At 39.2% G+C, this 23,350-nt stretch carries 22 protein-coding genes and 2 pseudogenes; 19 read left to right on the top strand and 5 right to left on the bottom strand.

Annotated features, from left to right (window positions below):
• Nucleotides 1-1,428 precede the first annotated feature (1,428 nt).
• The 15 genes and pseudogenes from FTT84_RS18030 (at nt 1,429) to FTT84_RS05135 (ending at nt 12,505) form a co-directional block, all read left to right on the top strand.
• Entirely contained in the window at nt 1,429-1,887 is a 459-nt protein-coding gene (locus FTT84_RS18030; protein ID WP_180056694.1) for a GIY-YIG nuclease family protein, read from the top strand.
• 96 nt (nt 1,888-1,983) lie between these two features.
• Nucleotides 1,984-2,649, top strand: coding sequence for a pseudouridine synthase (locus FTT84_RS05070; RefSeq protein WP_180056692.1), 666 nt, complete (start codon nt 1,984-1,986; stop codon nt 2,647-2,649).
• 490 nt (nt 2,650-3,139) lie between these two features.
• Nucleotides 3,140-3,499 carry a hypothetical protein gene (locus FTT84_RS05075; RefSeq protein WP_180080177.1) on the top strand — a complete coding sequence of 120 codons (360 nt, stop codon included), beginning with the start codon at nt 3,140-3,142 and terminating at the stop codon, nt 3,497-3,499.
• On the top strand, nt 3,468-4,067 hold the full coding sequence (locus tag FTT84_RS05080) for a hypothetical protein (protein ID WP_180080180.1): 600 nt from the start codon (nt 3,468-3,470) through the stop codon (nt 4,065-4,067). The genes FTT84_RS05075 and FTT84_RS05080 overlap by 32 nt, the downstream gene beginning before the upstream one ends.
• Nucleotides 4,068-4,215: 148 nt before the next feature.
• The gene (locus FTT84_RS05085) at nt 4,216-4,596 is read left to right on the top strand and encodes a ribonuclease E inhibitor RraB (protein WP_067764835.1); all 381 of its coding nucleotides are present in this window, start codon (nt 4,216-4,218) and stop codon (nt 4,594-4,596) included.
• Between the two features lie 312 nt (nt 4,597-4,908).
• A pseudogene (locus FTT84_RS05090) lies at nt 4,909-5,355 on the top strand (SRPBCC family protein).
• Nucleotides 5,356-5,394: 39 nt separating this feature from the next.
• Nucleotides 5,395-5,760: a DUF488 family protein gene (locus tag FTT84_RS05095; protein ID WP_180080251.1), complete on the top strand. Its 366-nt coding sequence runs from the start codon at nt 5,395-5,397 to the stop codon at nt 5,758-5,760.
• Between the two features lie 178 nt (nt 5,761-5,938).
• Nucleotides 5,939-6,280 (top strand): zinc ribbon domain-containing protein YjdM, encoded by a 342-nt coding sequence (locus FTT84_RS05100; protein WP_067764829.1) that lies wholly within the window; start codon nt 5,939-5,941, stop codon nt 6,278-6,280.
• A gap of 177 nt (nt 6,281-6,457) precedes the next feature.
• Nucleotides 6,458-6,820, top strand: a complete 363-nt coding sequence (locus FTT84_RS05105; protein WP_180080182.1) for a 5-carboxymethyl-2-hydroxymuconate Delta-isomerase — start codon at nt 6,458-6,460, stop codon at nt 6,818-6,820.
• Between the two features lie 279 nt (nt 6,821-7,099).
• Nucleotides 7,100-7,438, top strand: a complete 339-nt coding sequence (locus FTT84_RS05110) for a YegP family protein (RefSeq protein ID WP_067764823.1) — start codon at nt 7,100-7,102, stop codon at nt 7,436-7,438.
• A 234-nt stretch (nt 7,439-7,672) separates the two neighbouring features.
• Nucleotides 7,673-8,305, top strand: coding sequence for a DUF2939 domain-containing protein (locus FTT84_RS05115; RefSeq protein ID WP_162270488.1), 633 nt, complete (start codon nt 7,673-7,675; stop codon nt 8,303-8,305).
• Nucleotides 8,306-8,340: 35 nt separating this feature from the next.
• Complete coding sequence (locus FTT84_RS05120; RefSeq protein WP_245668223.1) at nt 8,341-8,787, top strand: nuclear transport factor 2 family protein; 447 nt, start codon at nt 8,341-8,343, stop codon at nt 8,785-8,787.
• Between the two features lie 148 nt (nt 8,788-8,935).
• Entirely contained in the window at nt 8,936-9,409 is a 474-nt protein-coding gene (locus FTT84_RS05125) for an AI-2E family transporter (RefSeq protein ID WP_180080185.1), read from the top strand.
• Entirely contained in the window at nt 9,376-11,364 is a 1,989-nt protein-coding gene (locus FTT84_RS05130) for an AI-2E family transporter (protein ID WP_257223359.1), read from the top strand. Before FTT84_RS05125 ends, FTT84_RS05130 begins: the two co-directional genes overlap by 34 nt.
• Nucleotides 11,365-11,452: 88 nt before the next feature.
• Complete coding sequence (locus FTT84_RS05135; RefSeq protein WP_180080189.1) at nt 11,453-12,505, top strand: DUF1176 domain-containing protein; 1,053 nt, start codon at nt 11,453-11,455, stop codon at nt 12,503-12,505.
• 83 nt (nt 12,506-12,588) lie between these two features.
• On the opposite strand, the gene FTT84_RS05140 is transcribed toward FTT84_RS05135, so the two are convergent.
• Nucleotides 12,589-13,359, bottom strand: a complete 771-nt coding sequence (locus tag FTT84_RS05140; protein WP_180080192.1) for a hydroxymethylpyrimidine/phosphomethylpyrimidine kinase — start codon at nt 13,357-13,359, stop codon at nt 12,589-12,591.
• Nucleotides 13,360-13,453: 94 nt separating this feature from the next.
• On the opposite strand from FTT84_RS05140, the gene FTT84_RS05145 reads away from it, so the two are divergent.
• The 3 genes and pseudogenes from FTT84_RS05145 (at nt 13,454) to FTT84_RS17920 (ending at nt 15,978) form a co-directional block, all read left to right on the top strand.
• A complete protein-coding gene (locus FTT84_RS05145; RefSeq protein WP_180080195.1) occupies nt 13,454-14,125 on the top strand; it encodes an HAD-IA family hydrolase in 672 nt (223 codons plus the stop codon).
• Between the two features lie 176 nt (nt 14,126-14,301).
• Nucleotides 14,302-15,471 (top strand): annotated as a pseudogene (locus FTT84_RS05150) (low temperature requirement protein A).
• A gap of 93 nt (nt 15,472-15,564) precedes the next feature.
• Nucleotides 15,565-15,978 (top strand): TM2 domain-containing protein, encoded by a 414-nt coding sequence (locus FTT84_RS17920; RefSeq protein ID WP_213029713.1) that lies wholly within the window; start codon nt 15,565-15,567, stop codon nt 15,976-15,978.
• A gap of 40 nt (nt 15,979-16,018) precedes the next feature.
• Here FTT84_RS17920 and FTT84_RS05160 read toward each other — a convergent pair whose 3' ends face one another.
• From FTT84_RS05160 to FTT84_RS05175, 4 genes are all read right to left on the bottom strand, one after another.
• A complete protein-coding gene (locus FTT84_RS05160) occupies nt 16,019-16,618 on the bottom strand; it encodes a DUF805 domain-containing protein (protein ID WP_180080198.1) in 600 nt (199 codons plus the stop codon).
• Nucleotides 16,619-16,700: 82 nt separating this feature from the next.
• Nucleotides 16,701-17,309 (bottom strand): DUF805 domain-containing protein, encoded by a 609-nt coding sequence (locus FTT84_RS05165; protein WP_180080200.1) that lies wholly within the window; start codon nt 17,307-17,309, stop codon nt 16,701-16,703.
• Between the two features lie 180 nt (nt 17,310-17,489).
• Nucleotides 17,490-18,773, bottom strand: coding sequence for a ribonucleotide-diphosphate reductase subunit beta (locus FTT84_RS05170; protein WP_180080203.1), 1,284 nt, complete (start codon nt 18,771-18,773; stop codon nt 17,490-17,492).
• Nucleotides 18,774-19,184: 411 nt separating this feature from the next.
• Nucleotides 19,185-22,016 carry a ribonucleoside-diphosphate reductase subunit alpha gene (locus FTT84_RS05175; protein WP_180080206.1) on the bottom strand — a complete coding sequence of 944 codons (2,832 nt, stop codon included), beginning with the start codon at nt 22,014-22,016 and terminating at the stop codon, nt 19,185-19,187.
• Between the two features lie 588 nt (nt 22,017-22,604).
• Between FTT84_RS05175 and bfmR the strand changes: the two genes are divergently transcribed.
• Nucleotides 22,605-23,321 (top strand): response regulator transcription factor BfmR, encoded by a 717-nt coding sequence (gene bfmR, locus FTT84_RS05180; RefSeq protein WP_067764711.1) that lies wholly within the window; start codon nt 22,605-22,607, stop codon nt 23,319-23,321.
• Nucleotides 23,322-23,350 lie beyond the last annotated feature (29 nt).

Genomic DNA, 23,350 nt, shown 5'->3' on the forward strand with positions numbered 1-23,350 from the left:
AGGGTGGATGCGGTAAAGGTCGCCTTGTGAAGCAGAAAGCAAGTGAAATCCGTGAGGAAGTCGCCTAAGAGCTTTTGCTTTTAGAATCCTCCACTTGAGCTAGTCGAAAGTGGTGGGAGTATGTCAATAATGCACCAATGGGATCGCTTGGCTAAAATTCAGGAAATACAATTAGACCTGCTGTCAGAAATGAGTAAAAAGAAACAATAGTTCAATTTTTAAAGATGGAAAATCGAGATGAATATAAGGCGTATTGAAGAAAATATTCCTTATAAATGTGTTTTTAGTGCAATAAAAAGATTAAAAAATCAGGCTAAAGGGAAAAAATACTACAAGAGCGGAATGCTGCGAAAAATATTTCTGAATTTTAAAAAAATTCTAAAATCTTAGGAAATTAATCCCGATGCATCTTAGTTAAAGTATCTCTCAAGGGTGTGAAAGAGATTGAAAAGAGTAGCATGCTGTCAGTGGTGCAAAACACGCGTACAGTACTCACCCAAAAGGTCTCGATTCAGCTTAGGACGCTATAAATCAAAAGTTTATAGGCTATAAGATCATAACTTACAAAGTGATGATAGTTGAAGTAAACATACTGTTTTCTCTTACACCACCCTAAAAATACAACAATAATTATTCTGCATTTCATCTTTTACAAAAAATCTTTCTGTGATTTTTGCTTAATTTTTAATTTTTCTTCTTTAATTCGCCGCCTATCCAAAATACCTTATTATTTTTATATCAATCTTGAATATGTCTTTTAGCTATCAGTGGCTTAAGCTAAAAATGCCCTCAATTTATTGATGTAAAGCTAAGCTTAGATATGTATGAGTAACGATGCTTAGATGTACTCAGCATTTGATTTCTTCAAATTTAAAAAATGATAAGAACTTTTAAACCGTCTACGGTTATCTAAAGTGGCTTATTACGGACTTTTAACTTCCAAAAATCATGATTTAAAATTCAATAGCGCATAATAAAAAAGTCGCGATAAAACTGAATTTTTGCATCAAAAATGGCATGAAAATGATAGTTGTGATACAAATTTTATAAATTTATAAAAATTATGAAAAATATTTTCAAAAATAGTGAAATTAGCCAGATTTCGGGGAAACAATCCCTCTATCAAGTCACTACTATATATCTCAAGGGTGTTACAGAGATTGAAAAGAGTAGCATGCTGTCAGCGGTGCAAAACACGCGTACAGTACTCACCCAAAAGGTCTCGATTCAGCTTAGGACGCTATAAATCAAAAGTTTATAGGCTATAAGATCATAACTTACAAAGTGATGATAGTTGAAGTAAACAACACTGTTTTCTCTTACACCCTAAAAAATTCCTTTGAGATAATAAAAAATAATAAAAACATTGGTTTTATTAAACTACAAACACACTATGATGATTTTCTTTTCGCTTTTTAATCCTTCATTATGCGTTATCTTGACCGATTGATTGAACATTGTATACAAGCAAAAAAGCTTGTACCTGACCGTACCTTTGAATTTACAACGTTGGAACAATTGCCCAGTCATGGACGCTTTATTTATGTTATCCAACAGATTGAAGGAGACATCAATACAACTTTTCAGCAATTTCAAAATTTTCGATTACTTAAAACGCATGCCTGCGCAAAATTAAATCGCCCAAGTCAGTTTCTATATGTAGGGTCTTCACGCCACAGTATTCGGAATAGATTGGCACAGCATTTGGGCTTCGGGCATAAAAGTACCTACGCATTACATTTAAATCAATGGTTTCAAGGCCAATATGAAATAACGATTCATCAATATGCCGATACACTTCCCGCTGAAGTGCTGCAATTGATTGAAGACGATCTTGCTGATCAATTACAGCCGGCATTTGGTAAATCAGGTGCCAACAATAAATAGCACGCATATGAGTGTAGAAACATGTAATAGCAAAGATTGACAGGGTTTGGCTCAATTGTTATTTTGCCGCCATTCTCCCATTTTGCTGTATTGTTCATGCCATTAGATCCGCACTTTGTTTATGCACCACCTCAAAGCCCACTTCGAATTTTGTACGAAGATGAGGATTTGGTGATTATTGAAAAACCTGCGGAATTGCTTTCTGTGCCAGGGCGTTTACCAGAACATCATGACAGTGCTTATTTACGTGTGCTTGAACGCTATCCGGCAGCGAAAATTACCCATCGTCTAGATATGGCAACATCGGGTATTTTAATGTTTGCAAAACATCGTGATGCGGAAGTTGCGGTCAGCAAAATGTTTCAAGCGCGTACCGTACAAAAGCAATATGTAGCTTTGGTACAAGGGCAATTAGAGGGGACGGGTAGTGTAGAAGTTCCTCTCATTACCGACTGGGAAAATCGTCCGCGCCAAATGGTGCATTTTGAATTGGGTAAGCCATCGAAAACACTCTATCAAGCTGTAGATTATGATGAAGTGAATGATATTAGTCGCGTGTTATTGACACCAGTGACAGGGCGTTCTCATCAACTTCGTGTGCATATGATGCATATTGGACATCCAATTACAGGCGATCAGCTTTATCATCCAAATGCTAAATTGAGTCAGCTAGGGCGAATGGCTTTGCATGCCAGCGATTTGAGTTTTACTCAGCCACTATCAAAGCTACCAATTCATATTCATTGCGCACCTGATTTTTGATGAAAAATCACTCGAAAATGCATCAGTAGGCAATTCAAGGTACCGACTGAGAGCATTATTTTGTCTTTTTCTTTGTCATATCTTATATGACTTAACTGTCAAAATTTGAGTTTTAAGTTTGGGATAATTTTTTAAATATCCCCAATTCTAGGGATATATAAATATGCAAAAAGCATTTATATAAAATGTGAATTATTGCGGTAATTTGAAAACATTCTATGTAACTATTAGTAAATAATAAAAAATATTAATCATCACTTAATTAGAGTGTTATGAAACATTTCAATTGAATTCTTTCAACTTAACAAGGTTATAAATACAAACAAATACAATAGCTTAATAATTGAAGAGTTGGAATGTTTTTAATCGTAAAAATATACGAATGCATATTATTTCTGTTAGTATGAATTGTGATTTATTTTTATTTTATTGTAATTTTTAGTTTAAAAAATTCAATATTACTTTTTTTGCTGATTTTGAGGATTAGAGAATGTTAAACATTGCTTTGATCATCCTTGTTATTATATTGCTTATACTATTATTGTTAGTATTTAGCCGTAAGGCGAGCAATGATAAAAATCTTGCGTCTTTGCAAGAGAACCTAGACCGTGCGCGTTTAAAACTTGCTGAAACAGAAGCACAGCAAGATGATTTGAAATTTGAAATTAGCCAACTGCGTATTCAAAACAGTGGACTTAAGGTTCAAGTCGATAAAGTCAGTAAATATCAGCATATTGCTGAGGTTGAACAGTATGTTGAACATCGTGCTTTACAGGCAGATGGCTTGGTGGAAGTCACTAAAATTAATGCAGGGCAGAATGCTGCAAGACATCAAATCACATATCGATGAAGTTCGACATTTCTTAGCGCAATATCAAGAAAAGGCAAAAACACGGACACAGGAAAAAGCCCGTGAAGAATTAAAAAGTTTGTATCACCAAGTTGTTGAGCAACAGCAACTACAAAATGTCATTAATGCGCTTGAACATAAAGTACAAGGCTATAAAGGCAAGTTCTTTTTACCTGTTCAACAGGTCCTTGATGAACTCATTGCCGGTTTTGATGAGTCTGATGCGGTACAAAGTTTATTGGCGGTACGCTGTAAAATGTTGGATGCAGCTGAACAACAGCAAACGGCAACATGCAATTATGTCGATGAAGACCGTCGCCTTGCAGCCATCCACTTGTTCACTTTGGTGTTAAATAGTCGTGCAGATTTATATTTGGCTCAGTTAACCGTAGATAACTTGGGTGAATCACTACAAGCCTTAAAAGACGATTACACCTTACTGAATGCACACGGTGCAAACTTTAGTCAGGCGCAGGTGTTGGAGTCATATTTAAATTTACGTTTGGAAGAGTTAAAACTGGCTGCAATTGTGATGCAGCTTAAACAAGCCAATGCAGCGGTAAGGTAGGCTGTATAATTCAATGATCTAATAATAAGGCTTTCTCTATGAAAGCCTTTTTTTATGCTGAAAATATGTTTCAGTGCTGCAAATTGCAACAATTATCCGTTAATCTATAGCCGTAGAATAAAATTTATCCAAAATAAGGAACAGCATCATGTCGCGTGATTTTAAACAATTTCCTGATGATGATAACGGTAATGTGCTGTGGCAAATGCAGCAAGATGGGGATGATTTAAGCGTACCGCATGAGATTGAATATTCGATTGCATTTTCAAGTCAAGCCTTAGCAGAACAGTGTGCGCTGTTCTTACTCAAAGAAGAGCAAAAAATTTCTTTGTTCCAAGATGAAGAATCTGATCGCGTAGAATGGATTATTACCATTTATGTGTACATGGAGCCTGACTATGAAGATATCGTCGATCTTGAACAGTGGTTTATGAAGATTGCTGAACAAAACTCTGGTGAATATGACGGTTGGGGCTGTATGGCGTATATTTATGAAGATGATGACTTTGAAGAAGAATCCATTAACTAAGCCATAACGGGCGCAGTGATCAAAGCGTTTTCGCAAAAAAATTATTGAATAGAATATAGATAAAAGCATCAAGCCCAGTGTTCGCCACTGGGTTTTGATTAATAAGTATCTCAATTCAATAGAGTAAATTTCTTAGAACATATTAAGCACTGGATGCTTTGTAATATGAATGAGCTGTAACAGCATTTGCACTTTTATTCAGTTAATCGATGAACTTCTGGGTGAAGCCTTTTAAAACCGTGTAGTGACAGTATGTCGCAAAATATATAATGAGATATCGTAGAACATAGAAGAATAAGAATGGAGAACAATATGAGCAACACTATACGCTTACATCGTGTGTTTAGCGCACCGCCAGAACGCGTATATCGTGCATTAGTTGAGCCAGATGCGCTGGTAAAATGGATGGCACCACATGGTTTTACGGCACATATAGAGCATTCTGATGTACGTACGGGTGGTTCCTATCGCATGTCATTTCAAAACTTTACCACAGGTACGCGTCACTCATTCCATGGTGTTTATCATTAAGTGATTCCTAATAAACTGCTACGTTATACCGACCGTTTTGACACACCTGAATTGGCTGGTGAAATTGAAGTAACAGTACGTTTAGAGGAAGTTTCAGTTGGTACAGAGTTACTGATCACTCAAGTAGGTGTACCGAATGTCATTCCACCAGATGCATGCTATTTAGGATGGCAGGAGTCTTTGCAACTGTTGTCTTTTTTAGTTAATCCTGCAATTCCAGATGAATAATTTGAAGTTGGAAAGGTAAAGTGGATAGAGGAGTTCATGGTGCCGATACAAATTAAACGGATTTATGAGCCTGCAAGTCCTGCCGATGGTAAGCGCATATTGGTCGATCGTTTATGGCCGCGTGGTATGAGTAAAGAAAGTGCTCAAATTGATTTATGGCCTAAAGAGCTGACCCCATCGACAGCGTTACGCCGTTGGTTTCATCAAGATGATGCCATGGAAAGTCGTTGGGATGAATTTAGAGCGCGTTATCGAGTTGAGCTCGAGACGCAATCTCAAGCGATTATTACACTACGGGAATTACTCAAGAAGCAATCGCTGACCTTATTAACAGCTGCAAAAAATATGCAGTACAATCATGCGACATTCTTATGTGAGCTACTACTTGATGAACTAGATGAATGACTTCCGATAGAGTTCTATTCACTGAAGATAGTTCCGAAATGCTTATACAAATGATCTAGCTGCATCGCCACGATAATAAAACCCTATCTTAAATAAGGTTTTTAATATTCTGACAAATATAAAAATGTTATATTGATGTTTTGAGCACAATTGTTGCTCATGTTTTTTGAGGTTTTTTATGTCTTTACCTAATTGTCCCCAATGTAATTCAGAATACACATATAACGATGGCGATTTATTGATTTGCCCAGAGTGCGCACACGAGTGGAAAGAGGGTGAATCTACTGTAGAAGAGCAAGTGCTTATTAAAGATGCTAATGGTAATCTTTTGGCTGATGGTGACACTGTGACTGTTGTAAAAGATTTGAAGATTAAAGGTTCATCTTCTGTTGTTAAAGTGGGCACCAAAGTCAAAAATATTCGTTTGCTGACTGATGCGAGTGATGGACATGATATCGATTGTAAAATTGATGGGATTGGTGCGATGAAGCTTAAGTCAGAGTATGTGAAAAAAGTCTAAAACGAAATTTGTAATCGATCATCAAGTGATCTGTGTAAACCGATAGATCCAAGCCTTGTTTTAAACAAGGCTTGGATAAAACTAAAACAATAGATATATCTTTTTCGTTTGAAGCATATTTCTTGCATTGTTCTGCCCTCATAATAGAGCTAATCTCTGTTACAAAGAACTTTTCTTATGACGCACATTCATGTGGAATATTCAGACAATCTTGCAGTCGAAGCACGTCCATTACTTAAAGCTTTAAATTTGTCTTTATTTGAATCGGGTCATGTAAGCGATGCTAAGGATATTAAAAGTCGTGCAATGGTTCAGCCAGAATTCATTGTGGGTTTAGATGAAAATGCCAACCAAGCTTATATTCATGCCAAAGTATCATTGTTGACAGGGCGCTCAATTGAAGTACAACAACAGATTTCGAATCAATTGCTGCACGTTTTACAGCAACATGTGCCTGTAACGCAGTGTGATGTCCAATTATGTGTCGAGATTTTAGAGATGAATAAAGAGACTTATAGTAAAACCATTATTCAGGCTTAATTGAGTTAATTAAGCTCAGTTGAATGTTTTGTCCTAGCAAATGTTGATGACTGAATCATGAAAAAAACCGGCATTGGCCGGTTTTTTACAGGTCAAATGAAGGAGTTTTTTGCATTAAAAATCACTTCTTTATCGTTTCAACTTTATGTTAATCCACTGATAAAAAAAGCCATTGAAAAGTGTGATCAAGTTCATTTATATTCGAAGAATCAGGCTAACTTTTAAACAATAAATCCTGATGGAATAAAACTAAAATTGATTTAAGAATAGGGGAAAATCATGTCAGGTTGGTATGAAATTAGTCAATCAAGTGATCAGCAATATCGTTTTGTACTGAAAGCAGGTAATGGCGAAGTGATTTTAAACAGTGAGTTGTATAAGGCAAAAGCTTCTGCTGTAAATGGAATTGAATCAGTTCAAAAAAATAGCGCGGATGATAGCCGTTTTGAGCGTTTGACCGCAAAAAATGGTAAGCCATATTTTAATTTGAAAGCCGCGAACCATCAGATTATTGGTAGCAGTCAGTTTTATGCGAGTGAGCAATCTCGTGATAAAGGCATTGAGTCGGTAAAAACCAATGGTTCTACCACGACGATTAAGGATCAAACGGTCGCATAGAGAGCATTAGATTTGGTATTTTGATTAGAGAGTTTTCACTGAATATCTGAGTCGTTCTTTGTGTAATAGTTCTGTCTGTAATAGATGGATATGAGATGTCTGTGAAGGCTTTGTAATTAGACTGAATGAAAGTGAAAAATATACAGCATTCAAAGGTATATGGATGTACCTGAACTACATCTTGAAGTGTGGTGAATCATGATAAAACAGCATCGAATAGGGGTATATAGTCTCGTGAGTGCTTTTGCACTCACGTTGCTTATTTGGCTTGCATCCCCTTATTGGGTTTTGTTTCAAATACACCAAGCTTATGAGCAAAATCAACCTGAAAAAATCTCAAAGTATATCGATTATGCTGCAGTAAAAAGTAGTCTTAAACCGCAAATTCAACAATGGGTAGTTCAGCAGTTCGCGTTGAATCAGATGCCTAAGTTTGTGCAAAAGTGGGGGATGCCATTTAGTGCGAATTTGAGTGATGCTGCTGTGGAGGTGATCGTTAACCCGACGAGCTTAATGCTTTTAATGCAAGGACAAGCAATAAAAGACAGTGTAAACATCGCTGAACTTCGACATTTAGAGCAATTACAGGACTGGTCTAATTCATTCAACAAGGAGGTAATTGCACAAGAAAAAAATCAGCTATCACCTTCATTCACTTTTCAGCCCAACAAGACCGTCGAAAATCTGCAAGTTGGGCAGAAGCCACAAGCAATACGACCAACGACAAAATATCGAGCATGGAATCGCTTTGATATAGAGGTCCCTGTTCGCACAGCTGCAAAAAACGCCCAATTTACGATTTTTAGTATGCAGCGTAGCGGTGTAAGTTGGAAAATAGTGGCAATACAACTGCCGCATTCAATGTAAGTCATCAAAGGCAAAAATTATTCAAGGCTGAATATATGTCAGAACAAATGAAAGTTGTAGGCAACCTTGTTGCTGGTGAAGAAATTAAAGCATTTTTAAACAGTTGGGATGAGGTGCTTTGCCAATTAAATATTGAAAAAATTGCAGAATACTGTGCTGCTGATGTGAGTTTTTTTGATGCGAGTTGTCAAATGCAGGGACTGATGTCTTATCAAAAAATGTGGGAATTCTATAGTGACTATTTCCGAGAAGGGCTTAAAGTTTTTCGTCGTGAAGTGGTCATTCATACGGATGAACACTTAGCTTTTGTGCATTGTTATTCTATGGTTGATCAAATGAGTGGCGTTCCAACGCCGGGGAATTCATGGTGTCGCTCCAGTATGGGACTGCGCAAAGCCAAAGGAAAGTGGAGAATTGTCCATCAACATGTATCTGTCCCAGTTGATTTAGTAACACATCAAAGCAAACCCATTCATTTTTAAAAGTTCGAGCACAAGTTATAGTCTGAACCTGAACCTGAACCTGAGCTGCATGTTTTTTTATTTGCAAATTATTACAGGAATATTGTACTTAATTGTGCTTTATCAGCCTAAATTGAAAAACAATAACCCATGATTCAGGACAATAAAAATGGATCATAAAAATAATAAAATTCGACCACAAAACACCACTGAAACGGATTCAGTACAACAGAGTTTGCAATACTTGCAACAACAAGAGCTTGCCCCTCAAGCCGATTTACAAAAGCTCATTCGCATTACTGCGGGCTTTATTATTTCCACAATCGTAATTGCGGCACTGTACCTAGGCAAAGATATTTTAATTCCTTTGGCCTTGGCCGTGCTTTTGGCATTTTTGGTAGATCCATTAGTTATGCGTTTACGCAAATTGGGACTACCGCAAATGCCGTCCATCATATTGGTCGTGGCGATGGTTTTGGCAATACTCTCAGGAGCTGCAACCTATTTGGGTTATCAGTTGGGGCAGCTCAGTCAGCAATTGCCGCAATATCACGGTACTATTCAAAAGAAATTAAATTCAGTTCGTCAATTTACCCAAGGGCCAAGTGTTTGGGATGGGGCAAAACCACGCTTGATACAGTAGAAACTTCGATTGATAAAGCAGTTCCAGAGGAAAAAGAACCTGGTGTGCAAAAAGTCAAAGTGGTCGGGCAAGAGCAAACTAACGCAGAAGCAGCAATGGCGTGGAGTGATAAAGTACTCAGTCCTTTAGCTACAGCCGGTATTGTTTTTCTGTTTGTGATTCTAATTTTGGTCAATCGAAAAGACCTGCATGACCGTTTTCTAAAATTGCTCGGTGGTAACTTAAATATCGGCACAGACGCTCTAGATGAGGCAGCTAATCGCATCGGAACCTATTTACGGATGCAATTGATGGTGAATGTCACCTATGGCATTCCGATGGCATTGGGGTTGTGGCTTATTGGTGTGCCTGCTGCAATCATGTGGGGAATGGTTGCGATTGTGATGCGTTTTGTGCCTTATGTCGGCCCGATGATTTCAGCAATTTTTCCAATTACCCTAGCATTTGCAGTTGATCCGACATGGAATATGGTGCTGTGGACAGTTGGTTTAATTTTATTACTCGAACTTATTAGTAATAATATTATTGAACCTTGGTTATATGGTGAAAGTACGGGACTTTCTACCTTAGCAATTATTTTGGCAGCAACTTTTTGGACTACATTGTGGGGACCAATTGGTCTGATTCTATCAACGCCACTCACCGCATGTTTATTGGTGCTTTCGAATTATGTGCCATCTTTAGGCTTCTTTAGAATATTAATTGGTAATGCACCGGCATTAACTCCTTATGAGCGTTTTTATCAGCGTTTAGTTGCCGATGACGTACAAGATGCAATGGATGTCGCGCAGGGATTTATCAATGAGAAATTGCCGAAAAATGCCACAGAAGAGCTAAAGGTGCGCCGTATTAATGCCTTTTACGATCAAGTGGCGATCCCAGCGATACGCATTTTTTCAAAAGGTCATAATACCGAGGCCAGTGCAGAGCATCGATTGAGCCTACATCAAGGTCTAAAACTGTTTAATCAACAATTCCAGCACGCTTATCCATTTAAGCCGAGTAGTGCTGAAGCTGAAGTCTATTGTGCCGGCGCGCGTTGGGAAATAGACGTGCAAGTTTCTTCAATGTTGGCGCATGGTTTAAATGTGCGCGGAGTTGCTGCACAAGCATTTGATGAAGTGTTAATTCAAAGTCAACAGGCTAATTTTGTCAAAATGAGTGACAGCATTCAGATCGTATGCATCTCAATTTTCCACACGGCACCTGAGGCGCAAATTCGGTTATTAAGCCATATCATTCGCCGTCAATATCCCGATAAAAAACTGATTATCGCGTTATGGAGTTGTGCCGATATTCAGCAATTAGATGAAATCAAAGCCAAGTTTGATGTGGATGCAGTAGTGAATAATCTGAATGACTTATTGCTCAGTATAGATGCCTTACAAATGCGACAAGGTGAATTGTGGTTAGATGAGCCTGATCCTAAGGAAGAAGCTATACGCTTGAAAGCTTTGCAGGATTTAAATGTATTGGATGAACGTAATTTGCCATTGTTCGAGCAATATATTGAAGAGGCACGACAAGCTTTTGATGTGAAATATGCACAAATCTCATGGGTTAAAGAAGACTGGGTCTATACACCGGATAGTTTGTTGGCTAAAGCGAGTGATCAACCAATGCAGGTACGCCAATCGAAGCATGATGCGATTTGCAGCCATTTGGTGTATCAAAATGAAAGCTTAATCATTCACGATTTACAACGAGATCCTCGTTTCGCTCACTTACCTGAGTTATTACATAATCGTATTCGATTTTATGCGGGGGTTGCTTTACGCAATAGTGATGGAATTGCCTTGGGAAGTTTTTGCGTGCTAGATCGTGAACCACAAAGCATGACTGAAGATGATATGAACTTACTCAAAGGTTTGGCTGCCGATTTAATGCAGACATTGAGCAATGAAAAATTGCGCCGTGAAAAGCTAGAGGCTTTACAGCAGTCTAGAGATAGCTAAGCCCGACATCGCAAAAATAATTTTTCTGCTGGTGTTTATAGACAAACAGTTTTACCATGGAAGAGGTTATAAAATTTGAGCCAAGGGCGTGAAAAATAATAATTTCATATGGCAATGCCTGTTTGGCCTAGCAGCGGCATTCGGCAGTGTTTTGAGCCATGCTCAGATACAGGGTAATTATTTTTCCCATAAGGATTGGGAGATTGCCTGTGATAATACTGGAACTTGTCGTGTAGCAGGTTATCAAGCAGATAATCAAAGCCATAGTATTTCAGTGTTACTGCAACGTGCGGCTGGGGCACAAGCGCAGGTCAGTGCGCGTGTTAAAATTGATCGTGAAGCTTATGGTCGAGAGCTAAAACAATTACAACTTTTTATAGCAGGACAATCGTTTGGTTTTGTCAAAATAGACAGCAAAACAGATGAAGGTCAGTTAAGCATTGCTCAAACTCAGAAATTAATACAAGCCTTGCAGGGTAAAGTGCCAATTCTGTGGAAATGGAATAAGTTTACTTGGGCTTTATCTGTCGATGGTGCAAGTGCAGTGCTGCTGAGAATGGATGACTTTCAAAAGCGTATAGGGACAAATTCTGCCTTATTACGTAAAAGCACAGCTTCTTCTGATCAAGTTTTAAAGCCAAAAAATATTCCCAAAGTGAATATAAATAGCTATGTAAAGGGTTTGCAAGCGCGGCACTTAATTCATTCCGCAACCTCAAAACAAATATTCAAGCAAATTAAGCATACAACAACAGCAGAAGATTGTCCTTTGGTCTTTGATACGAACTTTTCAGCGGATGATCGTGTCGTGATCTTTCCTTTAAACAGTCAATATGCCGTGGTTGAAGTTCCATGTTGGCGGGGTGCTTATAATGTTGGCAATGGCTATTGGGTGATGGATCGCCAGTTGAAGCAAGTTAAGCAAATAGTCACAGTGACTGGCAGTAGTTTTAGTGAAGGTCAAATTTTTTCAAATCAACGTGGTCGTGGTATTGGTGATTGTAACAGTGTGGAAGAATGGTCTTGGACGGGCAAGCGCTTTATTAAAACCTATCAAGCACGTACCGAAATGTGCCGTGGATTTGCTGGCGGTGCGTGGGATATACCGACGCTCATTTATCGTGTTCAGCTTAGCTCTTAGCTGAGTAATCCACTGCAATGAGAATAAAAAAGCCCTAAACGAATTTAGGGCTTTGACTTTAAATATGACTTTACATGAATAGATCAGCCAAATCGTTTCGGGATTTTTTGTCCACCTTCGACAGGGGATTCGGCATTTTTCAACACACCAAATAACCATGTTTCAGCATGATGAACTGCAGTTTTTAACGCATCCCCTTGAGCCAAACGACCTGCAATAAAGCTGGCTAAGGAGCAGCCTGATCCATGATATTCACCGGCTAAACGCGGACAACGCGTTTCAGAAACAAGCTCGCCATTCATATATAAACTATTTTGAATGTAGTCAGGGGTATCTTCATGACCGCCTTTGACCAATATTGCTTTCGCTCCCATTTCAAATAGCTTAGCAGTTGCTACTTGAATATCTTGTTCTCCAGTTAAAGCTCTCAGTTCAACTGTATTTGGAGTAATAATTGTTGCCAGTGGAATCAACTCAATGAAAGCTTTCACAAGGGTTGCTTGGTCTCCCAATGAACCACCACTATTTGCGACTAATACAGGGTCGAGCACATAACTATACTCGGTATGTTCACGAAGAAAATCAGCAAGTGCAGCAATATTATCAGTGGTTCCTAACATGCCTGATTTTACAGTGCGAATAGGCAGATCACCGACCACAGCATTGGCTTGAGCGAGCAATAATTCACGAGGTGTCGCTTCAAAAGAAAAGACCTGCTGTGAATTTTGAACGGTTAATGCGGTACAGGCAATTGCGGCATGTGCACCACTTTGACCGATTGCTTCAATATCGGCTTGGAGGCCAGCACCACCTGATGGATCAAGACCAGAAAAGCAAAGTACTGTAGGGCGCACAATGATGTCCTTAAAATATTAAATTTGCGATAGTATAGGCAAAATCGGGTCAACACTCGATAGTCTTTTTGCTGAAGTGAATAGGGTGTAGTCTGTGATTAAGAATATATTGATCGATCTAGATGGAACATTAACCGATCCTAAAGTTGGGATTACTACTTCGGCGCGTTATGGCCTGGAAAAAATTGGGCATCCTATAGCTGAAGATCTGAATATTGACTGGATTATTGGCCCGCCTCTTAAAGCATCTTTAGCTAAACTTTTGAACGTGGACGTGTCTGATGTGTTGGCTGATCAAGCTTTGCAAGGTTACCGTGAACGGTTTGCTGTGACCGGTTTGTATGAAAATAAAGTCTATGTCGGTGTCGCTGAAACTTTAGCGCAATTAACGCAGCAAGGTTTCCATTTGTATGTTGCAACAGCAAAGCCAACGGTTTATGCCCGCCAAATATTGGAACATTTTGATTTAGCCCAATATTTTAAGGTAATTTATGGTAGTGAGCTGAATGGTGAACGTACCAATAAAGGTGATTTGATTGAATATATTTTGCAGCAAGAACAGCTTCATGCTGCTGAATGTGTGATGGTTGGTGACCGTGAATATGACATTTTAGGCGCGCGCCGCAATCAAATTCAGGGTATTGCTGTGAGCTATGGTTATGGTGGTAGTGAAGAGATTCAACATGCCGAGCCTGCAAAAATTATTCATATATTTAGTGATTTACCAGATATGGTCGCAGTCTTAAATCAAGCCAAGGTATCTTGAACATTCTTATGGATAGCGGCTTAGGTCGCTATTTACATAAAACTATTTATAACTTCACTCGAAATTTATATTTCATTAGATGTAAGAAAAGAGCAGCATAAAGTTTTGTAAACAGCCTTGTATCTATATCATGCTTTTGAAAAAATTCAGACATAAAACAACAAAGCTGATAATGCATGTCTAAGTCTCTGCAATTACCCCAAGAATGGCTAAAACCACTTTTTCCACGCGACCCGCATGAAAAACACCGTGTTGCGACTTCATTAGAATTACTGTTCGATTTAATCTTTGTGGTTGCCATTGCGACAGCAGGGCAACAATTACATCACGCCATTATTGAAAATCATTTGGCACAGGGTCTAACACTATATGGCATGGTCTTTTTTGCTTTGTAGTGGGCATGGATGAATTTTAGTTGGTTTGCATCGGCTTATGATAATGATGATGCACTTTATCGAATTCTCACCTTTGTGCAGATCATTGGTTCATTGGTCATTGCAGCGGGCATACCGAGTGCATTTCAGCAGCAAGATTTTGATGTAATTATTATTGGTTACGCCATCATGCGTCTAGGCTTGGTGACACAGTGGTTTCGTGTTGCGAGAAGTGATACAGCACGTCGTAAAACAGCACTACGTTATGCCTTTGGCATCATCCTTGTTCAAATTGGATGGCTATTTTTCCATTTTTCGCCCATTCATTTTAGTGTTTATTTATTTGTTTTACTTGCTATTGCTGAACTGTGTGTACCGATTTTTGCTGAATCCCACAATATGACGCCATGGCATGCGCATCATATTTCAGAACGCTATTCATTGCTGACGATTATCGTGTTAGGTGAGTCTATTGTCGGTTGCTCATTGGCAATGGCTGATGCGCTAAATAATCAACGCTTTAGTACTGAACTCATTTTTCTGATGGTGGGTGGTTTGATGATGATGTTCACTATGTGGTGGTCGTACTTCGATACTAGTATCGCAGAGCGACTGAACAGCAGAAAAATGGCTTTCACATGGGGTTATGGGCATTTCTTTGTCTTTATTAGTATTGCTGCGATTGGTGCAGGTTTGGCCGCGGCAGTCGATGTGGTTTCTCATGAAGCGATGATTAGTTCGGAAAAAGAAAGCTACTTTGTGGCGATTAGTTTAATACTCTATACCACCAGTTTGTATTTATTGCATGAGTTACATCACCAGCATGGATGGAAAAAAATTCTCTATCCTTTAACTGTCGTGATAGTGCTGTGTATCCCATTATTGCTTAAGCCAGCAGGCTATGCCATTTTTGCGATGGCTGTGGTCTATGCACTGCGATTGATGTTTTCTAAATGTTATTTAGCACGATAAGCTAATGATATAATTTAATTAATATGTCTTTGTGTTATTTTAAATACTTACGATAAAGACAATAGAAAAAGAGAATAACGAGAGGATGGTTGTATGAAAGGGCAAATATTGGATTTTTCCGTCCAAAGCAATACGGGGGTAATTAGTGGTGATGATCAAAATCGTTACCACTTTACGGGGAGTGATTGGAAAGGCCAAAATGCTCCAGCACGCGGGCAATTTGTTGATTTTGAGACGAATGGAATTGGGCAAGCTACAAATATTTATTTAGTTGCTGTACCTTCTGCGTTGGGAACACAATATGGTCAAAAGAGTCGCATTGTGGCAGCAATTTTGGCTTTTTTTCTCGGCGGTTTCGGGATTCACAAGTTTTATTTAGGGCGAATAGGTTGGGGTATTGTTTACCTGTTATTTTGTTGGACATTTATTCCTTCAATTGTCGCTTTTATTGAGTTCATTATTTATCTATGTACATCTGATGAAGACTTTGCACGCAAATATGGCTAAATTGAATCTTGAAAATGTAAAAGGCGCTTGAAGCGCCTTTTTATATTTGAAGATCACGAGCGGGTTGTCCCCATTGATTATTTTCCGCTTTGGTATCGGTTGCCCACCAGATAATAAGAGGAATAAAACCAATAATGGTTAACATTAAAAGTTGCCACCAACCAGAACGTCCAGTGTCATGTAAGCGTCGTGCGCCAATTGCTAAACTTGGAACCAATAAAATTAAGCTTGAGATATTTTCTAGCCAAGGCTCACTACCAATAATATAATCACAAACGGAAGCAAGGACAGTGACTAACATACAAAATAACCAAAAGTACCAAAACTCTTTGCGACGAGATCGACCTTCAAAAACAGCAAATTGCTTGAGTGGTTTAAAAGACCACGCAAAGAAATCGTAATTTTCCTCTTCTTCGCTAAAATTGGGTTGAGCATTGTGCTGAAACGAATTTTGCTGTAACGCAATATAAACTTGCACAGCTTGGCCAGTTTCATCTATTGCAAAGTCAACAGTGTCGCCTCGCATAGGAGGCCTTTGAGCATGCCAATCAGCACCAGTGAACGAGTAGTGTTTTTGGTCTTCAGCACTAATAATGCCTGTATTAGTTTGAATTGAAAAATCTAATATTTGACCCTTCATATTATTCTCAAGTTATGGTGTTAAAAATTAAATTTACATTTTAATGAAGAGGTGAGTGTGAACACCTCTCTATATTTTTTAGCTATTTTGCAGGTTGTCCCCATTGATTGACTTCAGCTTTTGTTTCGGTCGCAAACCAGATAATAAGGATGATTGCACCAATTAGGGGAATTAACGCAATGAGATACCACCAGCCTGATTTGCTTAAGTCATGTAGACGACGTACAGAAACAGCTAAACTCGGAATTAATAATGCCAATACGATGAGGGCATAAAGTACAAACTCGGTTCCGATGACAGAATCAATGATTTGAGCGATGATGAGTATGATGAATTGCACTAGCGTAAAAAACCAAAACTCTTTACGACGTGCACGGCCTTTGAAATTGGCATAGTTTTTAAGGCATTTTACAAACCAATCAATCATATTAAATTGTGATTCTGCTTGGTCTTGGTTTGATATTTTATCAAGCTGTTCGGTTAAGTTGTAGATTGGATTTGAACTGCTTAAGGCAGTAAATACCTGTACCGCTTTTCCTTCAGGATTAATGTCGAAGTCAACATGATCACCACGTTTTGGCGTATTTTGTCCTCGCCATTCTGCCCCTGTAAATTCATAACGCTTTTGGTCATCGGCGGTGATAATGCCTAAATTGGTTTGAATTGAATAATCTAGAATTTGACCTTTCATTTTTACCTCTATTATTATGTGCGTTATTTTGAAAATGATGTATTTTTTACTGATTTATCATAGCAGATTTGTTTAAAATTCAAACAAAATATCTTTTTAAGCTGTTGTATTGAGATTCTTTTTATATAAAAAAGCGGAACACATTGGTTCCGCTTTTTTTACATTTTACTGAGTAAATTATTACCAGCTTAACGCGCCACCAGTTTGGTAGTCAGTTACGCGAGTTTCGAAGAAGTTCTTCTCTTTACGTAAGTCCATCATTTCTGACATCCACTGGAATGGGTTATTCACACCAGCAAATTGTTCAGGTAAGCCTAATTGGCTTAAACGACGGTTACAGATGAACTTCAAGTATTCTTCCATCATCGCTGCATTCATACCCAATACACCGCGTGGCATAGTGTCACGTGCGTATTCAATTTCAAGCATTGTACCTTCAAGAATCATCTGAACGATTTCTTCTTGGAACTCAGCAGTCCATAGGTGAGGGTTCTCAATCTTGATTTGGTTAATCATGTCGATACCAAAGTTCAAGTGCATAGACTCATCACGTAGGATGTATTGGAATTGCTCAGCAACACCATTCATCTTATTACGGCGACCCATAGACAAGATTTGGCTGAAACCACAGTAGAAGAAGATACCTTCAAGCACGCAGTAGAAAGCGATCAAGTTGCGAAGCAAGATTTGGTCAGTTTCAGGTGTACCTGTTTTGAAAGTAGGATCACTTAAAGACTGAGTATATTTCAGACCCCAAGCAGCTTTACGTGCAACTGATGGAATTTCACGATACATGTTGAAGACTTCGCCTTCATCCATACCTAAAGATTCGATACAGTATTGGTAAGCGTGTGTGTGAATCGCTTCTTCAAAAGACTGACGCAAAATGTACTGACGGCATTCTGGGTTAGTAATGTGACGGTAGATTGCAAGAACCAAGTTATTTGCAACCAATGAGTCAGCAGTCGAGAAGAAACCAAGAGAACGCATTACAATCGTACGCTCATCTTCAGTTAAACCATTTTCAGACTTCCACAATGCGATGTCTTGAGTCATGTTGACTTCTTGAGGCATCCAGTGGTTTGCACATCCGTCTAGGTACTTTTGCCAAGCCCATTCGTATTTGAATGGTACAAGTTGGTTTAAGTCGGCGCGGCAGTTGATCATCGCTTTATCATCAACTTGAACACGCTGAGCACCCATTTCAAGCTCTTCTAAGCCAGGTGCAACATCTAGATTTTCTAAGGCGTTAGATGCTCTTGCCAACGGATCGGTTGGATCTGTTGTTCGACTTGAATTGGTTCGAGTGGGTTGTGCAGCTGCCAAATTCGGCGATGAGTGCTGTGCATGAGATACCACTTGCGAATCAGTCGTTTTCTTCGGTTCGACGGGCGCAGGCTGGTTAGCTTGTGCAGCTTGTTTCGGTTCATCATCTTCGAAATCGTCCCAACTTAGGATAGACATATCAATTCTCTCTACGTTGCTTTATATCTTTTATAGACATCCAGTCGCGCTGAGATGTCCTACTATACGCTCAATTTGAGTAAGCAAAATCAAGTTTTGTCGATGGATGCTCTAATTTTATTCGGTAGAGCAAATATCCCCACTACTTATTTTGATTACGCGTTTTATATGCCTTAAACCAGAAATAGGCGATCGGAACATAAAAAGTCAAAATAAAGGAAACCACCAAGGCAATTAACCCTAACTGATAGTTATGCGTCATATGTGGCATGGTGGAAGTCCTTTATTTATTTTTAATTTTTAAATCTCCCCAAACCCCTCTTTAAAAAAGAGGGGCTTCCTTGAATCCAAAAGGGTTTTAGGAAGTCCCCCTTTACAAAGGGGGATTTAGGGGGATTAAAACCTGTCAGATTACTGACAAGCTTCACAATCAGGGTTGTCAATTGAACATGCCATTGGCACTGGTGCTGCTTGACCAAAACCTTCTTCTTCAGCAGGAGCTTCAGCTTTAGGTTCTTCTTTCGCAACTGCAGCGACAGGTGCGGCAACTGTTGTTGGTTTCACTGCGTTTAATGCGCCAGTGTTAATGGTTGATTTTTCAGCAGATGTAGCACCCAATGCGCGTAGGTAATAAGTCGTCTTAAGACCACGTAACCACGCCATTTTGTAAGTCATATCTAGTTTCTTACCGTTTGCACCAGAGATGTAAAGGTTAAGAGACTGAGCTTGGTCGATCCATTTTTGACGACGCGATGCAGCATCAACAATCCAACGTGGCTCAACTTCGAACGCAGTCGCGAAGATTGCTTTCAGCTCTTCAGGAATACGTGCAATTTTTTGTACCGAACCTTCGAAGTGTTTCAGGTCATTTACCATTACAGAGTCCCAAAGACCACGGTCTTTCAATGCGCGAACTAGGTAAGGGTTAATCACTGTGAATTCACCAGAAAGGTTAGATTTCACATACAAATTTTGGAATGTTGGCTCGATTGATTGAGACACACCACAAATGTTCGAAATGGTTGCAGTCGGAGCAATCGCCATTACGTTTGAGTTACGCATACCGTCTTTTTGAACTTTGGCACGTAAAGTGTCCCAGTCTAAACGTTGTGTACGGTCAACTTCGAACATACGGTCTGGACGAGACTTCGCAACGATGTCTAAAGAGTCGATTGGTAAGATACCTTGATCCCACAATGAACCTTTAAATGTTTCGTAAGTACCACGTTCAATTGCAAGGTCGCTAGACGTTTGAATTGCGTAGTAAGAAATCACTTCCATAGATTCGTCTGCAAACTCTACAGCAGCATCAGAACCGTAAGCCATCTTCATTTCATATAGTGCATCTTGGAAGCCCATGATGCCCATACCAACTGGGCGGTGTTTCAAGTTCGAATTACGCGCTTGAGGAACAGCGTAGTAGTTAATGTCAATCACGTTATCGAGCATACGAACAGCAGTTTTTACTGTACGCGCAAGTTTTTCACGATCTAGTACGCCGCCTTGAACGTGTTGTACAAGGTTGATCGAACCTAAGTTACATACCGCGATTTCGTCTTGGTTTGTATTGAGTGTGATCTCAGTACACAAGTTCGATGAGTGAACAACGCCCACGTGTTGCTGTGGAGAACGTAAGTTACATACGTCTTTAAATGTGATCCAAGGGTGACCAGTTTCGAACAACATAGAAAGCATTTTGCGCCATAAGTCTTTCGCACGGATTTTCTTATGAAGCATGTTGGTTTCTTTCGCAATGCCTTCGTAGTAAGCATAGCGTTCTGCAAACTCGCTACCTGTTAAGTCATGCAGGTCAGGTGTTTCAGATGGTGTGAATAGTGTCCATTCAGCATCTTCAAACACACGTTGCATAAATAAGTCAGGAACCCAGTTTGCTGTGTTCATGTCATGCGTACGACGACGGTCATCACCCGTGTTTTTACGAAGCTCTAGGAATTCTTCAATGTCCAAGTGCCAAGTTTCTAGGTATGCACATACTGCACCTTTACGTTTACCACCTTGGTTTACTGCAACGGCAGTATCGTTGGCAACTTTAAGGAAAGGTACAACACCTTGAGACTTACCGTTTGTGCCTTTGATATAAGAGTTCAATGCACGAACAGGTGTCCAGTCATTACCTAAACCGCCTGCCCATTTAGACAACATTGCGTTATCACGCATAGCGCCATAAATATTGTAAAGGTCATCGGCAATTGTAGTTAAGTAGCAGCTAGATAACTGTGGACGTAAAGTACCTGAGTTAAATAGTGTTGGTGTAGATGCCATGTAGTCGAAGCTAGATAACAAATTGTAGAACTCGATTGCACGAGCTTCTTTATCTTGTTCATTTAGCGAAAGACCCATCGAAACACGCATGAAGAACAATTGCGGTAATTCGAAACGTACGCCATCCGAGTGGATGAAGTAACGGTCAAATAATGTTTGTAGACCTAAGTAAGTAAATTGGTTAGAGCGTTCTGGTTGAATCGCCGCAGCCAATTTTGCAAGGTCAAAGTTTAATAAGTCTGGAGAAAGAAGATCTAACTCGATACCTTTCTTCAAGAAAGTTTCAAGTGCATCTGCTTCATTGGTGTCAGCAGCTAAGCCTAAGAATTCTAAACCGGTTGCAACAAGGTCGTTACGAAGTAAGCGTGCAGTCACATACGTGTAGTTAGGTTCTTGTTCGATACGGGTACGAGTTGCCATCATCATGGTTGTAGAGATGTCAGACTCTTTTACGCCGTTGTAAAGGTTTTTTACAGTTTCATCGATAATCGCTTGAACATCGATACCTTCTAAGCCTTCAGCAGCTTTCGCAATGCTTGCTTCTAAAGCACCAAGATCAAGTGGTTTAAGTTGACCATTTGAACCAGTCACTTGAAGTGTAGGGTGGTGATTTGCACCTGTTTGTTTACGCGCTTCAGCACGTTGCTCACGGTAAATCACGTAAGAGCGAGCAACTTTTTGCTCACCTGTACGCATAAGCGCAAGTTCAACCTGATCCTGAATTTCTTCAATATGGATTGTACCGCCAGAAGGTAAACGGCGGTTAAAAGTATTCAATACCATTTCAGTCAATTGAGAAATACGGTCGTGAATACGGCTGGAGTCAGCGCTTTGCTGGCCTTCAACGGCCAAAAATGCTTTACCAATTGCGACAGATATTTTTTCTGCGTCAAAAGGTGCAACGTCACCGGTGCGTTTAATCACCTGAATTTGACCAGGGGTTGAATTCGTTACGCTCATGCTAGCATAGCTCCATTTGTCATCTATTTTTATGTTATGGACCGTTTGAACTGGGCAAAAACTATGCCACAGTGTTTGAGGTTTAAACACAAGACCTAGTGGTTTAAAATTAATTGAACACAAGATACGGGAAAATTTAGGGTAGATCAATATTGACATTCATCTAAAAAGTTTGGTCAGTTTGAACAGCTTTCCGTTGCGTCAAAATCCCTGTTTTTTATCTTTGTTGTATATGCCTTATTGGACAAGGGCATAGCATAGCAAAGTCAGAAAATTGTGCTTATAGATAACATTGTGGATAACTAAATAAACCCAGAAAAACTTGTGAATTAACTAGTCAGTTTTTATGCGATCAAAATCTTACTAATTTTTAATTTGTTGATTATGTGAGCAATGCATCAAATAAATGAATAGTGAATCAATTCACATAAATTGGCTGGTTAAAAATTATTACAAAATACGATATTGATGTATCAGTTTCGTGAATGTCATCTTGTTTACAATGTAAACGTGTGTATATTGCAAATTATATTTAAGCGTATCTATCGGATTTCAAATAGGATACGCCCACCAAATAAGGGGCAGTCAATGAGCCAAGAAGAAAAGTTACCTAAAATTTTAATTGTTGAAGATGATGAGCGTCTCGCTCGTTTAACTCAGGAATACTTAATCCGTAATGGACTTGAAGTTGGGGTAGAACCAGACGGTAACCGTGCAATCCGCCGTATTATCGCTGAACAACCAGATATGGTATTGCTTGATGTGATGCTTCCTGGTGCAGATGGTTTAACCATTTGCCGTGAAGTTCGTCCACACTACCATCAACCAATTTTAATGTTGACTGCACGTACTGAAGATATGGATCAAGTATTGGGTCTAGAAATGGGTGCAGATGACTATGTCGCTAAACCTGTTCAACCACGTGTATTGCTTGCGCGTATCCGTGCATTATTACGCCGTACAGACAAAGCACCTGAAGATGAAGTTGCACAGCGTATCGAATTTGATGACCTGGTTATTGATAATGGTGGTCGTTCAGTAACGCTGAATAATGAATTGGTTGATTTCACAAGTGCAGAATACGATTTGTTGTGGTTGTTGGCTTCAAATGCGGGTCGCATTTTATCTCGTGAAGATATTTTTGAGCGTCTACGTGGTATTGAGTACGATGGTCAAGACCGTTCAATCGATGTACGTATTTCACGTATTCGTCCAAAAATTGGTGATGATCCAGAAAACCCGAAACGTATTAAAACCGTACGTAGTAAAGGTTACTTATTTGTGAAAGAAACCAACGGCATTTAATGTAAAATGCCGAACCACACTTTGGCCAT

The sequence above is a fragment of the Acinetobacter sp. YH01019 genome, assembly GCF_013420285.1.
GTDB classification, from domain to species: Bacteria; Pseudomonadota; Gammaproteobacteria; order Pseudomonadales; family Moraxellaceae; genus Acinetobacter; species Acinetobacter gandensis.